The organism is Curtobacterium sp. 22159 (assembly GCF_052045775.1).
In the GTDB taxonomy this organism is placed as follows: Bacteria; Actinomycetota; Actinomycetes; order Actinomycetales; family Microbacteriaceae; genus Curtobacterium.
Map to the genome: position 1 here is coordinate 299674 of NZ_JBQEPN010000002.1, position 13159 is coordinate 312832.

The window sequence follows — 13159 nt, forward strand, 5'->3', positions numbered from 1 at the left end:
ACGACACTGAAGGGAACACCATGGCAGAGCACGACGACGAGGCACTGAACTCGTCCTCGGCTGTCGAGAAGCACGGCGCGACCACCACGTCGGCCGGGACCGCGGTCCTGCCCGCGGAGCCGTTCGAGAACCCGGGCGAGCCGCCGCACCGCCCGCGCCGCACCGACGTCGACCCGAAGAAGCAGCGCCTCGCCGAGCGCCAGGTCGCGACCTTCTTCTACCTGTCGATCGTCGGCAGCGTCCTGGCCATCGCCGCGTACATCGCCTTCCCGATCAAGTCCGACGACTTCGGGACGGTCCGCACCGCGAACCTCTGGCTCGGCCTCTCGATCGCCCTGGCCCTGCTCGCGCTCGGCCTCGGTGCCGTCTACTGGTCGAAGTCGCTCGTCGTCGACCGCGAGATCTCGGAGCTCCGCCACACCACGCGTGGCACGGACGCGACGCGTGCGAAGGCCGTCGAGGCCTTCCAGCTCGCCGACAAGGAGTCCGGCTTCAGCCGCCGCAAGCTGATCCGCAACTCGATGATCGGCGCCCTCGCGGCGTTCCCGCTCCCCGGCATCGTCCTCGTGCGCGACCTCGCGCCCGCGGCCGACCCGAACGAACTCCTCCGCCACACCATGTGGGCGAAGGGCACGCGCCTGACGAAGGACCCGACGGGTCTGCCGATCAAGGCGTCGGACGTGACCATCGGTTCGGTGTTCCACGTCATCCCGGACGGCATGCTCGACAAGGAGGACATGCTGGAGGAGAAGGCCAAGGCCGCCGTCCTCCTCATGCGCCTCGACCCGAAGGACCTCCACCCCGCCAAGGGGCACGAGAACTGGGGCTACGACGGCATCGTCGCGTACTCGAAGATCTGCACCCACGTCGGGTGCCCGGTCGCCCTGTACGAACAGCAGACGCACCACCTGCTCTGCCCGTGCCACCAGTCGACGTTCGATGTCTCGAACAACTGCGAGGTCATCTTCGGACCGGCCGCACGTCCCCTCCCCCAACTTCCGATCGCGATCGACGACGACGGCTACCTGGTCGCACAGAGCGACTTCCACGAGCCCGTCGGACCGTCCTTCTGGGAGCGTGAACGCTGATGAGCAGCACCACCACCGACGCACCCGCGTCGACCACCAAGCCGGCGCCGGAGCGCGGGTCCCGCATCATCGGCGGGGTCGCGAACTACATCGACGAGCGGACCAGCATCTCGGGCCTCGTGAAGGAGGTCGGGCGCAAGATCTTCCCCGACCACTGGAGCTTCATGCTCGGCGAGGTCGCGCTGTACAGCTTCGTCGTCGTCCTGCTCTCGGGGACGTTCCTGACCTTCTTCTTCCAGGCGTCCATGGCCGAGGTCGTCTACCACGGCTCCTACGTCCCGCTGAAGGGCGTCGAGATGTCGACGGCCCTCCAGTCGACGCTGAACATCTCGTTCGACATCCGCGGCGGCCTCTTCGTCCGGCAGATCCACCACTGGGCGGCGCTGCTGTTCGTGGCCTCGATCATGCTGCACATGGCGCGCGTGTTCTTCACCGGTGCCTTCCGCAAGCCGCGTGAGCTGAACTGGGTCTTCGGCTTCCTGCTCTGGGTCCTCGCCATGGCCGAGGGCTTCACCGGCTACTCGCTCCCCGACGACCTGCTCTCCGGCAACGGTCTCCGCATCATCGTCGGCATGATCGAGGGCGTCCCGGTGATCGGCGTCTGGATCGCCTACCTGCTCTTCGGTGGCGAGTTCCCGGGCACCGACATCGTCGGCCGCCTCTACACGCTGCACATCCTGCTGCTGCCGGCGATCCTCGTCGCGGTGCTCGGCGTCCACCTCGTGCTCGTCGTCATCAACAAGCACACGCAGTTCGCGGGCCCGGGCAAGACGAACGAGAACGTCGTCGGTGTGCCGATCCTCCCCGCGTTCGCGGCGAAGGCCGGTGGGTTCTTCTTCATCGTCGCGGGCATCCTCGCCCTCATCGCGTCGCTGTTCACGATCAACCCGATCTGGAACTACGGCCCGTACGACCCGTCCCCCGTGTCCGCCGGTACCCAGCCCGACTGGTACATCGGCTTCGCGGACGGCGCGCTCCGTCTGGTGCCGCCGCACTGGGAGGTCGTGTGGTTCGGCTACACGGTTTCGTTCAACATCCTCGCGCCGATCGCGGTCCTCGTGCTGCTCATCCTCGGGATCCTGCTCTACCCGTTCATCGAGGGCTGGGTCACCGGTGACAAGCGCGAGCACCACCTCGCCGACCGTCCGCGCAACGCCCCGACCCGCACGGCGTTCGGCGCCGCCGGCATCACGCTCTACGCGAGCCTCTGGGCCGCCGCGTCGTCGGACATCATCGCCACCCACTTCTACGTGTCGATCGACCACGTCATCCACGTGATCCAGGCCACGACGGTCCTCGGCCCGTTCGTCGCCTTCTGGATCACGAAGCGCGTGTGCCTCGCCCTGCAGAAGAAGGACCGCGAGATCGTGCTGCACGGCTACGAGTCGGGCCGCATCGTCCGACTCCCCCACGGCGAGTACATCGAGGTGCACGAGCAGCTCGACGAGTACGAGCGTTGGAAGCTCCTGCAGTTCAACGAGTACAAGCCGCTCATGATCCGTCCGAACGCCCGCGGCAAGATCACGGGTGCGCAGAAGATCCGCGCCAGCATGTCGCGCTTCTTCTTCGAGGACCGCATCGCCCCGGTGTCGAAGGCCGAGCTCGAGGCCGCGCACGCCGCGCACCACGGCCCCGACCTCGAGGGCAGCCACCATGCCCCGCAGGTCGGACCGGGAGCGCACTAGTCCCGTCACCAGGAAGCCCCCCGTCGCATCTCGCGACGGGGGGCTTCCTGTTTGCCGAACACACCGGCGGCATTCACGCCGGGTTCATCGAGACGTGCTGGACTCGTCCAGGACGGTGTGGCACTGTGTTGCACCACGCACCCGCCAACGGAACGAGAACCCATTGGACAGCCGGACGGCCGAACACCCGAGGCCGAACCACTTCCTCCTCCACCTGAGCGACACCCACCTGGTCGCGGGCGACGGTGAGCTGTACGGCGCCGTCGACTCGGCCGCGCGCCTGGGCGAGATCGTGGCCGACATCGAGGGGTCGGGGACGCGGCCCGAGGCGATCGTCGTCACCGGCGACGTCGCCGACAAGGGCGAACCGGGCGCCTACGCCCGCATCCGCGAGATCGTCCAGCCCGCTGCCGACCGCATCGGCGCGCAGGTCATCTGGGCGATGGGCAACCACGACGAGCGCGGCGCCTTCCGACAGGAGCTGTTCGGGCTCCAGCCGACCGATCGCCCCGTCGACTTCGTCTACGACGTGAACGGCCTCCGCGTGATCACCCTCGACACGAGCGTGCCCGGTGCCCACCACGGCGAGGTCTCCCCCGAGCAGCTCGACTGGCTGGCCGAGGTCCTGTCCGAGCAGGCCCCGCACGGCACCATCCTCGCGATGCACCACCCGCCGGTGCCGAGCGTGCAGGACCTCGCCGTGCTCGTGGAGCTCCGCGACCAGGACGCGCTCGCCGAGGTGGTCGAGGGCAGCGACGTCATCGCCATCATCGCCGGGCACCTGCACTACTCGACGAGCGCCGTGTTCGCCGGGATCCCGGTGTCGGTCGCGAGTGCCACGTGCTACACGCAGGACCTCACGGAGTTCCAGGGCGGTACCCGAGGCCGCGACGGCGCCCAGTCCTTCAACCTCGTGCACGTGTACGGCCACAACGTCGTGCACTCGGTCGTGCCGATCGGCCACTACGCGACGGTCGGCGAACCGGTCTCCGCCGTGGAGACCGAGGCCCGACTCGCTGCTGCCGGCGTGACGATCGCCCCGGCGGTCGAGCCGGCTCCGGTGACCTCGAGCATCCCGGTGTTCACGCTGGACTCGGTGCCGGTCTCGCCCGTCCACCGCTGAGCCGCGGCTGCGCGGGCGGGTGCCGGCGCGGCCGCCGGCGGGTGCCCGCGCGCCGACGGCGGCGGCCCCTGCGACTTCACGCGCTGAGCGACAGTTCACGCGTGGACGGGCGCGTGAACTGTCGCTCAGCGCGAAACCTCGGCGCGCGCCAGCCCGCCCGCCGGCAGCCCAGCGGGCCGCCGGCGCGACGCGCGCGCTAGGCGCTCGGCCGCTCCCACGGCGCCGGGAACGGGAAGTACTTCTCGAGGAAGTCCGTCACGCGCTGCGTGCGCTCCTCGTCGCTGACCTCCGGGAAGCTGCCGTCGTTGAGGCAGAAGAAGTCGACGTTCCGCTTCTTGAGCAGCTCGTCGAGCGCCCGCAGCCCGGACTGCATCGTCGTGTCGATGTACCGCACGGGAGCGTTCTCCTGCACGATCGCCCGGCCGGTGAGCAGCGAGTAGTAGTGGTACAGCGAGTTGGTCACCGAGATGTTGTCCGCTGCCCGGAAGCGTGACGCCGCGGTCGCCTTGAACTCGTCCGCGAACTCGTGCTCCATCTCCGTCATGATCGAGACGCGCAGCGGGGTGGGCGCGTGCTCGAGGTGGCGGGTCGTCACCGCGCCGAACCGCTGCTGCAGCAGGCGCCGGTTCACGCGGGCGGAGTTCTCGAACCCGCTGCGTGCCGGGTTGTTCGACCCGAGCCCGATCCGGGTCGTCGCGAGGATGAACTTCGTCACCGAGCCCGGGCTGAAGAACACCGAAGGGTCGACCGAGCGCCCGAAGAACATGTCGTCGTTCGAGTAGATGAAGTGCTCGCTGATGCCCGGGATGTGGTGCAGCTGCGACTCGACCGCCTGCGAGTTGTGCGTCGGCAGGACGGACGGGTCGGCGAAGAACTCCTCGGAGCGGACGATCCGCACCTTCGGGTGGTCGGCGAGCCACGCCGGCGCGGGCGAGTCGGTGGCGATGAAGATCTGCCGGATCCACGGTGCGAACGTGTGCACCGACCGGAGGGCGTACTTCAACTCGTCGATCTGCCGGAACCGTGCCGGTGCGTCGTCGCCCTCGCCGAGCACCGCACCGGCCTGTGCGGCCTGCCGCGCGCGCTGGTACTCGACGGCGTTGCCGTCGACCCACGAGAACACGATGTCGATCGGGAACCGGATGTCGGACACGTGGTCGTCGAACATGTGCTCGACGGTGCGCCAGGTCCGGCCGTAACGCTCGATGTCGACCAGGACGAACTCGTCGATCGGCAGGCTCCGGCGCATCAGTGCGTTCTCGACGGGCGCGAGCACCTCGGTGTCGGTGACCCGCCAGAACTCGAGCTGCACGCTCGTCTCGGCGCCGTAGCGGAGGCGTCCGAGGGGCTCGACGCGCGGCCGGAACACCCGCAGCACGGGCTCGTCCGCCGACCCGAGGCCGTCGTCGATGACGAGCACCGCGGGCTTGCGCGGCGGCTTGGCGTAGAAGGGCTCGTTGGCCGCGGCGGCCATCACAGCGCTCTCGGCACGCTGTCGGTCGCGCTCGTCGACCGCGATCACGGGCCGCTGGTCGTTCCCACGGATGAGCAGGTGGTCGACGTCACCGGCGGTGAGCGCGTCGTCGAGGAACAGGAGGTCCTCGATCATCGACTGCTGCGGGGTGAGGTGGCCGTTGACGAGCGTCAGACGACCCTTCCGCACCACGACGTCAGGTCGGTCGAGACCGCCGGAGGACGGTCGAGGGTTCAGCAGAGGACTCTCGGTCACCGGCTCGGTCTCGTTGCTCATCCATGCCCTTCGCGTCGAACGGCCGGGCCCGGTGCCCGGCCCCTCATCCTACCGTCCGCGCGGACGCCCGGTCCGCGCCGAGCGCGCCGCTCAGGGCCTGGAGGCGCGGGGCGTCCCCGTCTCGCGCGGCACCTTGACGAGGATGCCGACGACGATGAAGAGCGCAGCGGCCACGATCTGCAGCGCCGCCCAGGCCTCACCCGGGATCGGCACGATCACGATCGGGTTCCAGCAGACCGCGACGGCGGCCGTGATCGCGGTCGCCCACCATGCGCGACCGCGGACGGTGAACACCAGCACGATGAGCGCGAGCACCGTCACGCCCCAGCGGGCGAACACGAAGCCCGAGGAGTCGATGATCGCGACGCAGGCGAGCAGCACGACCGCGGCGAGGAGTGACGGTGCGAGGGCCGGGCGCGTGAACGGCGGGGTGTCGCCCGCTGCTCGGCCCGGTGCCCCGCCCGGTGCGCTCGACGGCGCCGAGGAGACGCCGTGGAGCGACGAGCCCGCCGGGGGACGACCCTTGCGTGCCGCCATCAGGCGTCGGCGTCGATGTCGATGGCCTGGATCGAGCGGGACATCGGCGGCAGCTCGCGGACCCGTTCGAGCGCGGGCAGGAGCTCGGCGACGTACGCCCGGTAGCCGTCCTCGGTGAGGTGGAGTCCGTCCTCGGTGAACCGCTCGTCGAGGTGGTCGCCGTCGGCGAGGGCCGGCCAGGCGTCGAGGTACTGCGCGTGGCACGTGGCGACGAACTGCCGCAGGTGCCGGTTCGCCTCCTCGATCTTCGCGGCGTACTCGGCCTGCCGGGGCAGGATCGACACGAGCAGCAGCCGGACGCCCGGCAGTTCGCGCCGGAGGGTCACGAGGATCGACTCGACGCCCCGGACCACGTGCTCGACGCTCGCACGGTGGTTGCCGAAGTCGTTCGTCCCGATGAGGAGCACGATGACCTCGGGCTGCGCGGCGACGACCGCGTCGAGGCGGGTGAGCACCCCGTCGGTGGTGTCGCCGCCGATGCCCTGGTTGACGGTGCGCTCGTCGGGCAGCCAGGCGTCCCACGACCCCTGCTCGGTGATGCTGTCGCCCAGGAACAGGACGCTGGTGTGTTCCGCGGTCATGCTGCCTCCTCGTGTGCCGGTTCCGGCTTCCCATTCTGCTGGGTCCAGTTCCGCCCCGTTGACTCGGTGTGCTCGCTCTCCCGTTCCGCGGCCGCGGTGATGCGCTCCACCATGCCCGGGAAGATCACCCCGTGGAAGGGCAGGATCGAGTACCAGTACAGCCGCCCGGCGAGGCCCTGGGGGAAGTAGATCGCCCGCTGTCGGTAGTCACTGCCCCCGTCGTCGGCGGGTGTCACGGTCATCTCGAGCCACGCGCGCCCGGGCGACTTGAACTCGGCGCGGAGCCGCAGGTAGCGCCCGCGGTCCAGGCGCTCGACCCGCCACCAGTCCAGCGCGTCGCCCTGTTCCAGACGCTGCGGGTCGCGTCGGCCCCGGTTCAGCCCGACTCCCCCGGCGGCCTTGTCCATCCACCCGCGGGCGGCCCAGGCGAGCGGGAACGAGTACCAGCCGTTGTCACCGCCGATCGACTCGATCACACGCCACACCTCTTCGGCCGACGCCGCGGAGTGCCGCTTGCGGTCGTCGACGTACACGGTGTGGCCGGCCCAGTCCGGGTCGCTCGGCAGCGGGTCCGCGGGGGTCGCGGACAGGGTCGCGTTGCGCCAGCTGGTCTCGACCTCACCCGTCCGCATCCGGCTCAGGGCGAGCCGGACCGCCCGCCGGTACCCGGTCAGGCCGCCCTCGGGACGGGGCACGACGTCGTCGATGTCGTGCTCACGCTGCACGCACTCGAACTGCAGCGACTCGATGATCGGCGTCGCGAGCTTCCGCGGGATCGGTGTGACGAGGTTGAACCAGTGCGCGGCGAGCCCGGGCGTGAGGACCGGCAGCACGGAGATCGGTCGTTGCGGCAGCTTCGCCTCCACGGCGTACCCGTTGAGCATCTGCCCGTACCGGAGGACGTCGGGTCCGCCGATGTCGAAGGTGCGGTTCACGTCGGCAGGGATGTCGAGTGCCGCGACGAGGTAGTAGAGGACGTCCCGCACGGCGATCGGCTGGATGCGGTTCCGGACCCACCGCGGCGCCGGCATCCACGGCAGGACGTCGGTGACGTGCCGGATCATCTCGAACGAGGTGCTGCCGGACCCGATCACGACGCCGGCCTGGTAGGCGATCGTCGGGACACCGGACCGGAGCAGGACGTCGCCGACCTCCTTCCGGCTGCGGAGGTGCTTCGACAGCGCACCGTCGGGGTGGAGTCCCCCGAGGTACACGAACCGACGCACGCCCGCCGCCCGAGCCTCACGGGCCATCGTCTCCGCCGCCTGCCGTTCGGCGTGCTCGAAGTCACCGTCCGCGCCCATGGCGTGCGCGAGGTAGTACACCGCCTCCACGCCATCGACCGCCGCGCGCACGGCCGCGGCGTCCTGGAGGTCGCCCTCGGCGATCTCGACGTCGTCGTGCCAGGGGACGTCCTGGAGCTTGCGCGGCGTGCGGACGAAGACGCGGACGTCGTGACCGGCTTCGAGGAGACGTGGGACGAGGCGACCGCCGATGTACCCGGTGGCCCCGGTGACGAGGACGTGCATGCGGGGCACGGTACGCGGCCCGGCTCCGGGTAGGCTTGCCGGGTGGACAATGCAGCGTTCTCCGTCACCGCCGATGCCGTCCGTGGTCTCATCGACCACGCGATCCTCAAGCCCGAGCTGACGCGGTCCGACGTCGACGCGCAGCTCGACGAGGCCGCCGCCTACCGCGTGTTCAGCGTCTGCGTCCGTCCGAGCGACGTCACCTACGCGGTCGAGCGCCTCCGGGGCACCGGTGTCGGCGTCGGGACGGTCATCGGCTTCCCGCACGGCACCACGTCCACCGCCGCCAAGGTCGGCGAGTCGCTGCAGGCCCTCGCCGACGGCGCCTTCGAACTCGACATGGTGCAGAACATCGGCGCCGCCAAGTCGGGCGACTGGGAGCGCGTCGAGGCGGACGTCCGTGCCGTGGTGGACGCCGCGGGCGACACCGTGGTGAAGGTCATCCTCGAGACCGCCTTCCTCACCGACGACGAGATCGTCGCCGCCTCCCGCGCCGCTCGGTCGGCCGGCGCGGCGTTCGTGAAGACCTCGACCGGGTTCGCCGGCGGCGGCGCCACCGCCGAGCACATCCGCCTCATGCGCGCGACCGTCGGTGCCGACACCGGCGTCAAGGCGTCGGGCGGCGTCCGTGGCCTCGACTCGCTCATCGAAATGGTCGAGGCCGGTGCGAACCGCATCGGCACCAGTGCGTCCGCGCGCATCCTCGACGAGGTCGCACACCGTGCCGAGACCGGCAGCGCATCGGCCCTCGGCGACGACACCACCTCCTACTGACCCGGGCGCGAGCCCGACGAGCCGACCCACCCACCACCACGGGCCGGTGCCCACCGGACGCGACGCAGCGTCCGCGGACCGCACCGCGCCTCCAGAACGCCGCATCGGAGCGTGCATGTCCACCACCGCACCGCAGACCACCGCGCCGCACACGCGTGCCCTCGCCCTCGCTGTCGACCTCGGCGGCACGAAGGTCGAGGCCGCCCTCGTCACCGACGAGGGGATCGTGCTGGCGGAGACCCGCTTCCGGAGCCCGACCGGGCCGCAGCGGACGTCCGACGAACTGCAGGCGGCCGTCGACGAGGTGGTCACCGCAGCGCTCGCGGCACTGCCCGCCGACGCCGCCCTGGTCGGCGTCGGGATCGGTTCGGCCGGACCCGTCGACGAGGTGCACGGCCTCGTCTCCCCGCTCAACATGCCGGTCTGGCGGGGCTACCCGCTGCGCGACCGCGTGGCGGCGCACGTGCCGGAGGGCATCCCCGTCACGCTCCGCATGGACGGCCTCGCGATCACCCTCGCCGAGCACTGGGTCGGCGCCGCCCAGGGGTCCGACCACGTCATGGGGATGATCGTCTCGACCGGTGTCGGCGGCGGGCTGATCCTGCACGGTCGCACCGTGAGCGGTCCGACGGGGAACGCCGGACACATCGGCCACGTCGAGTGCGGCGGGTTCGACGACCCCTGCGCCTGCGGTGGCACCGGGTGCCTCGAGGCCATCGCCAGCGGCCCCAAGACGGTCGCCTGGGCCCAGCGGCAGGGCTTCACCGGTAGCACCGGCGAGGAGCTCTCGGCCGCCTACGCCGCCGGCGACGAGGTCGCCGTGGCAGCCGTCCGGCGGAGCGGCCGCGCCCTCGGCCAGGCGATCGCCGCGGCGACGAGCCTGGTGGACCTCGAGGTGGTGGCCATCGGCGGCGGCTTCTCGCACGTCACCCCGGACCTCTTCGAGTACGCGCGCCAGGCCGTCGCGGAGCGGGTCGAGTTCCCCTTCGTCACGAAGGTGCGGATCGTGCCGACCGGACTCTCCCAGGACGGTCCGCTCATCGGTGCGGCCGCGCTCGTGCACCGCGCCGACGTCCTGCGCTGACACGGCCGGAGCCCTCCCTCTCCACAGGGGGTGTGGGGCTCGCCGCGGGGTCGGGCAGGATGTGCGGGTGCCCCGCTCCCCGCTCGTGACCTGTGACGACTGGCCGGAGCCCGAGCTGCGCGCCGCGGTCCTCGCCGGCGAGCTCGTCGCCGTCGGGTCGTGCTGGGCCTCCCCCGGCGAACCGCAGACCCCGGCGCTGCGCGCCGCCGCGGCGGCCTGGGCGCTCGAGGACCCGCGGCTCATCGCGGGCACGCTCACGGCCGCGTGGATCTGGGGCGCCGCGTCCCGCCCACCCGCGCCCCTCGAAGCGTGCATCCCCGTGCAGAGTCGGGGGCACCTCGGCCTCGGCGTCCGCCTCCGTGAGGTCCGCGTGCCCGCTGAGGACGTCGTGCACCTGGGCGAGCTCCGGGTGACGGTCCCGGCGCGGACCGCCGTTGACCTGCTCCGCACGCCGAACACTGCGGACGGCGCGTTCGGCGCTGCCGAGTCGTCCGCCGTGCACGGACTGCTGACGGTCTCGGACGTCTCGGTCGACGAGGTCCGTGCGCGGCTCACCGCCCTCGGACGCATCCCGATGGTCCGTCAGGCGGAGCGGCGACTGCGTGCGCTCCTGGACGGCGCCGGGGACACCGTGCTGCCGATCAGCCCGCGCTGACCCGGTACACGTCGTACACGGCGTCGATCCGTCGCACGGCGTTCAACACCCGGTCGAGGTGCGTCGTGTCGCCCATCTCGAACACGAAGCGGCTGAGCGCCAACCGCTCCGAGGACGTCGACACCGTCGCGGACAGGATGTTCACGTGGTGGTCGGTGAGCACGCGGGTGACGTCGCTGAGGAGTCCGGAGCGGTCGAGCGCCTCGATCTGGATCTGCACGAGGAACACCGACTTCGAGGACGGCGCCCACTCCACCTCGATCATGCGGTCGGGCTCGTTCATCAGCGACTTGACGTTCGTGCAGGACGCCTGGTGGACCGACACCCCCTGGCCGCGGGTGATGAAGCCGACGATCTGGTCGCCCGGCACCGGCGTGCAGCACTTCGCGAGCTTGACGAGGATGTCCGGGGCGCCGCGGACGAGCACGCCGCTGTCACTGTTCCGGAGCTGTCGACTGGTGACCTGACGCGGGAAGCTGAGCTCCGGCTCTTCCGTCTCGGTCTCGGTCTGCACGTTGCCGAGGATCTTCTCGATGACGGACTGCGTCGAGACGTGGCCCTCGCCGACGGCTGCGTAGAGCGCCGAGACGTCGTCGTACCGCATCGAGGACGCCACCTCGGAGATGGAGTCCTGGCTCATGATGCGCTGGAGCGGCAGGTTCTGCTTGCGCATGGCTCGCGCGATCGCGTCGCGGCCCTGCTCGATCGCCTCTTCGCGGCGTTCCTTCGTGAACCACTGCTTGATCTTGTTGCGGGCGCGGGGGCTGCGGACGAACGTCAGCCAGTCCTGACTGGGCCCGGAGTCCGGGTTCTTCGACGTGAAGATCTCGACGACGTCGCCGCTGGACAGCTGGCTCTCGAGCGGCACGAGCCGACCGTTCACCTTGGCGCCCATGGTGCGGTGGCCGATCTCGGTGTGCACCGCGTAGGCGAAGTCGACGGGTGTCGCCCCCGCCGGAAGACCGATGACCTTGCCCTGCGGCGTGAAGACGTAGGTCTCCTTGGCGCCGATCTCGTAGCGCAGCGAATCGAGGAACTCGCCGGGATCGCTGGTCTCTGCCTGCCAGTCGGTGATGTGCGCGAGCCACGCCATGTCCTGGTCGGTCGACGAAGAGGTGTCGACGTCGCGGCCGGCGGCACGCTGCTTGTACTTCCAGTGGGCTGCGACACCGAACTCCGCGCGCTGGTGCATCTCGTGGGTGCGGATCTGGATCTCGACCGCACGGCCCTGCGGCCCGAGGACGGTGGTGTGCAGCGACTGGTACAGGTTGAACTTCGGCGTCGCGATGTAGTCCTTGAAGCGCCCGGGCAGCGGCGTCCACCGCGCGTGGACGGAACCGAGCATCGCGTAGCAGTCGCGCACGGTGGGGACGAGCACGCGGATGCCGACCAGGTCGTAGATCTCGTCGAACTCACGCCCGCGCACGATCATCTTCTGGTAGATCGAGTAGTACTGCTTCGGCCGACCCATCACCTCGCCGCGGATCTTCGCGGCCTTGAGGTCCTTCTTGAGCGTGCCGATGACGTTCTGCACGAACTGCTCGCGCTTCGGCTGACGCTCCTTGACGAGGCTGTCGATCTCGACGTACAGCTTCGGGTGGAGGACCGCGAACGAGAGGTCCTCGAGCTCCAGCTTGATCATCTGGATGCCGAGCCGGTGCGCGAGCGGCGCGTAGATCTCGAGCGTCTCCTTCGCCTTGCGGGTGGCGGAGGCGGACTCGACGAACCCCCACGTCCGGGCGTTGTGCAGGCGGTCGGCGAGCTTGATGACCAGCACGCGGATGTCCTTCGACATCGCGATGACCATCTTGCGGACGGTCTCGGCCTGCGCGCTGTCGCCGTACTTGACCTTGTCGAGCTTCGTGACCCCGTCGACGAGCATCGCGATCTCGTCACCGAAGTCCTCGCGCAGCTGGTCGAGCTGGTAGTCGGTGTCCTCGACGGTGTCGTGCAGGAGGGCGGCGGCGATCGTGATCGTGCCGATGCCGAGGTCGGCGAGGATCTGGGCCACGGCGACCGGGTGCGTGATGTACGGCTCGCCGGACTTCCGCTTCTGCCCGTCGTGCGCGCGCTCGGCGACGGAGTACGCCCGCTCGATGAGCGTCACGTCGGCCTTCGGGTGGTGCGACCGGACCGTGCGGATCAGGGTGTCGACCGCGCCCGCCGGCTGCGCACGCGAGAACAGCCGCGGGAGCAGCGAGCGCAGCGAACCGAGGTTGCCCGTCGTGTTCGGGCCGAGCGGGCTCGACGGCCGCGGCGCGGATCCGGGTCGGCTCGCGCCGCCGTTGGCTCGGCGGTCCGCCCGCGGGGCGGGGGCGTCCTGGGGCGTGGACTCACGGGTGTCCGTCATGCT

Annotated in this window: 11 protein-coding genes; 6 read left to right on the top strand and 5 right to left on the bottom strand. The window is 70.5% G+C overall.

The features are described 5' to 3' along the window. Positions 1-20: 20 nt before the first annotated feature. The 3 genes from qcrA to ACTJKO_RS03565 all read left to right on the top strand — a co-directional run bounded on the left by qcrA (position 21) and on the right by ACTJKO_RS03565 (position 3896). A complete protein-coding gene (gene qcrA, locus ACTJKO_RS03555) occupies positions 21-1088 on the top strand; it encodes a cytochrome bc1 complex Rieske iron-sulfur subunit (RefSeq protein ID WP_440685723.1) in 1068 nt (355 codons plus the stop codon). Further along, positions 1088-2773, top strand: a complete 1686-nt coding sequence (qcrB, locus tag ACTJKO_RS03560) for a cytochrome bc1 complex cytochrome b subunit (RefSeq protein WP_440685725.1) — start codon at positions 1088-1090, stop codon at positions 2771-2773. Before qcrA ends, qcrB begins: the two co-directional genes overlap by 1 nt. Positions 2774-2936: 163 nt before the next feature. Next, a complete protein-coding gene (locus ACTJKO_RS03565) occupies positions 2937-3896 on the top strand; it encodes a phosphodiesterase (RefSeq protein WP_440685727.1) in 960 nt (319 codons plus the stop codon). A gap of 196 nt (positions 3897-4092) precedes the next feature. On the opposite strand, the gene ACTJKO_RS03570 is transcribed toward ACTJKO_RS03565, so the two are convergent. The 4 genes from ACTJKO_RS03570 to ACTJKO_RS03585 form a co-directional block, all read right to left on the bottom strand. Beyond that, the gene (locus ACTJKO_RS03570) at positions 4093-5646 is read right to left on the bottom strand and encodes a stealth conserved region 3 domain-containing protein (protein WP_440685729.1); all 1554 of its coding nucleotides are present in this window, start codon (positions 5644-5646) and stop codon (positions 4093-4095) included. A gap of 90 nt (positions 5647-5736) precedes the next feature. Continuing rightward, on the bottom strand, positions 5737-6183 hold the full coding sequence (locus ACTJKO_RS03575; protein ID WP_440685730.1) for a DUF6804 family protein: 447 nt from the start codon (positions 6181-6183) through the stop codon (positions 5737-5739). After that, complete coding sequence (locus ACTJKO_RS03580) at positions 6183-6764, bottom strand: GDSL-type esterase/lipase family protein (RefSeq protein WP_440685732.1); 582 nt, start codon at positions 6762-6764, stop codon at positions 6183-6185. The genes ACTJKO_RS03575 and ACTJKO_RS03580 overlap by 1 nt, the downstream gene beginning before the upstream one ends. After that, entirely contained in the window at positions 6761-8293 is a 1533-nt protein-coding gene (locus ACTJKO_RS03585; RefSeq protein WP_440685734.1) for an SDR family oxidoreductase, read from the bottom strand. The genes ACTJKO_RS03580 and ACTJKO_RS03585 overlap by 4 nt, the downstream gene beginning before the upstream one ends. 42 nt (positions 8294-8335) lie before the next feature. Here ACTJKO_RS03585 and deoC point away from each other — a divergent pair, with 42 nt between their 5' ends. From deoC to ACTJKO_RS03600, 3 genes are all read left to right on the top strand, one after another. After that, positions 8336-9067, top strand: coding sequence for a deoxyribose-phosphate aldolase (gene deoC, locus ACTJKO_RS03590; RefSeq protein ID WP_440685736.1), 732 nt, complete (start codon positions 8336-8338; stop codon positions 9065-9067). A gap of 115 nt (positions 9068-9182) precedes the next feature. Then, entirely contained in the window at positions 9183-10151 is a 969-nt protein-coding gene (locus tag ACTJKO_RS03595) for an ROK family protein (RefSeq protein WP_440685738.1), read from the top strand. 67 nt (positions 10152-10218) lie between these two features. Then, the gene (locus ACTJKO_RS03600) at positions 10219-10806 is read left to right on the top strand and encodes a type IV toxin-antitoxin system AbiEi family antitoxin (protein ID WP_440685740.1); all 588 of its coding nucleotides are present in this window, start codon (positions 10219-10221) and stop codon (positions 10804-10806) included. Here the strand turns inward: ACTJKO_RS03600 and ACTJKO_RS03605 are convergent. Then, positions 10793-13156, bottom strand: coding sequence for a RelA/SpoT family protein (locus ACTJKO_RS03605; RefSeq protein WP_440685742.1), 2364 nt, complete (start codon positions 13154-13156; stop codon positions 10793-10795). The genes ACTJKO_RS03600 and ACTJKO_RS03605 overlap by 14 nt on opposite strands. Positions 13157-13159: the final 3 nt, after the last annotated feature.

What these genes read in the sequence shown, in the direction of transcription:
- qcrA (WP_440685723.1), top strand. Translation starts at nt 21, where the DNA reads ATGGCAGAGCACGACGACGAGGCACTGAACTCGTCCTCGGCTGTCGAG.
- qcrB (WP_440685725.1), top strand. Translation starts at nt 1,088, where the DNA reads ATGAGCAGCACCACCACCGACGCACCCGCGTCGACCACCAAGCCGGCG.
- ACTJKO_RS03570 (WP_440685729.1), bottom strand. Translation starts at nt 5,646, where the DNA reads ATGAGCAACGAGACCGAGCCGGTGACCGAGAGTCCTCTGCTGAACCCT.
- ACTJKO_RS03575 (WP_440685730.1), bottom strand. Translation starts at nt 6,183, where the DNA reads ATGGCGGCACGCAAGGGTCGTCCCCCGGCGGGCTCGTCGCTCCACGGC.
- ACTJKO_RS03580 (WP_440685732.1), bottom strand. Translation starts at nt 6,764, where the DNA reads ATGACCGCGGAACACACCAGCGTCCTGTTCCTGGGCGACAGCATCACC.
- ACTJKO_RS03585 (WP_440685734.1), bottom strand. Translation starts at nt 8,293, where the DNA reads ATGCACGTCCTCGTCACCGGGGCCACCGGGTACATCGGCGGTCGCCTC.
- ACTJKO_RS03595 (WP_440685738.1), top strand. Translation starts at nt 9,183, where the DNA reads ATGTCCACCACCGCACCGCAGACCACCGCGCCGCACACGCGTGCCCTC.
- ACTJKO_RS03605 (WP_440685742.1), bottom strand. Translation starts at nt 13,156, where the DNA reads ATGACGGACACCCGTGAGTCCACGCCCCAGGACGCCCCCGCCCCGCGG.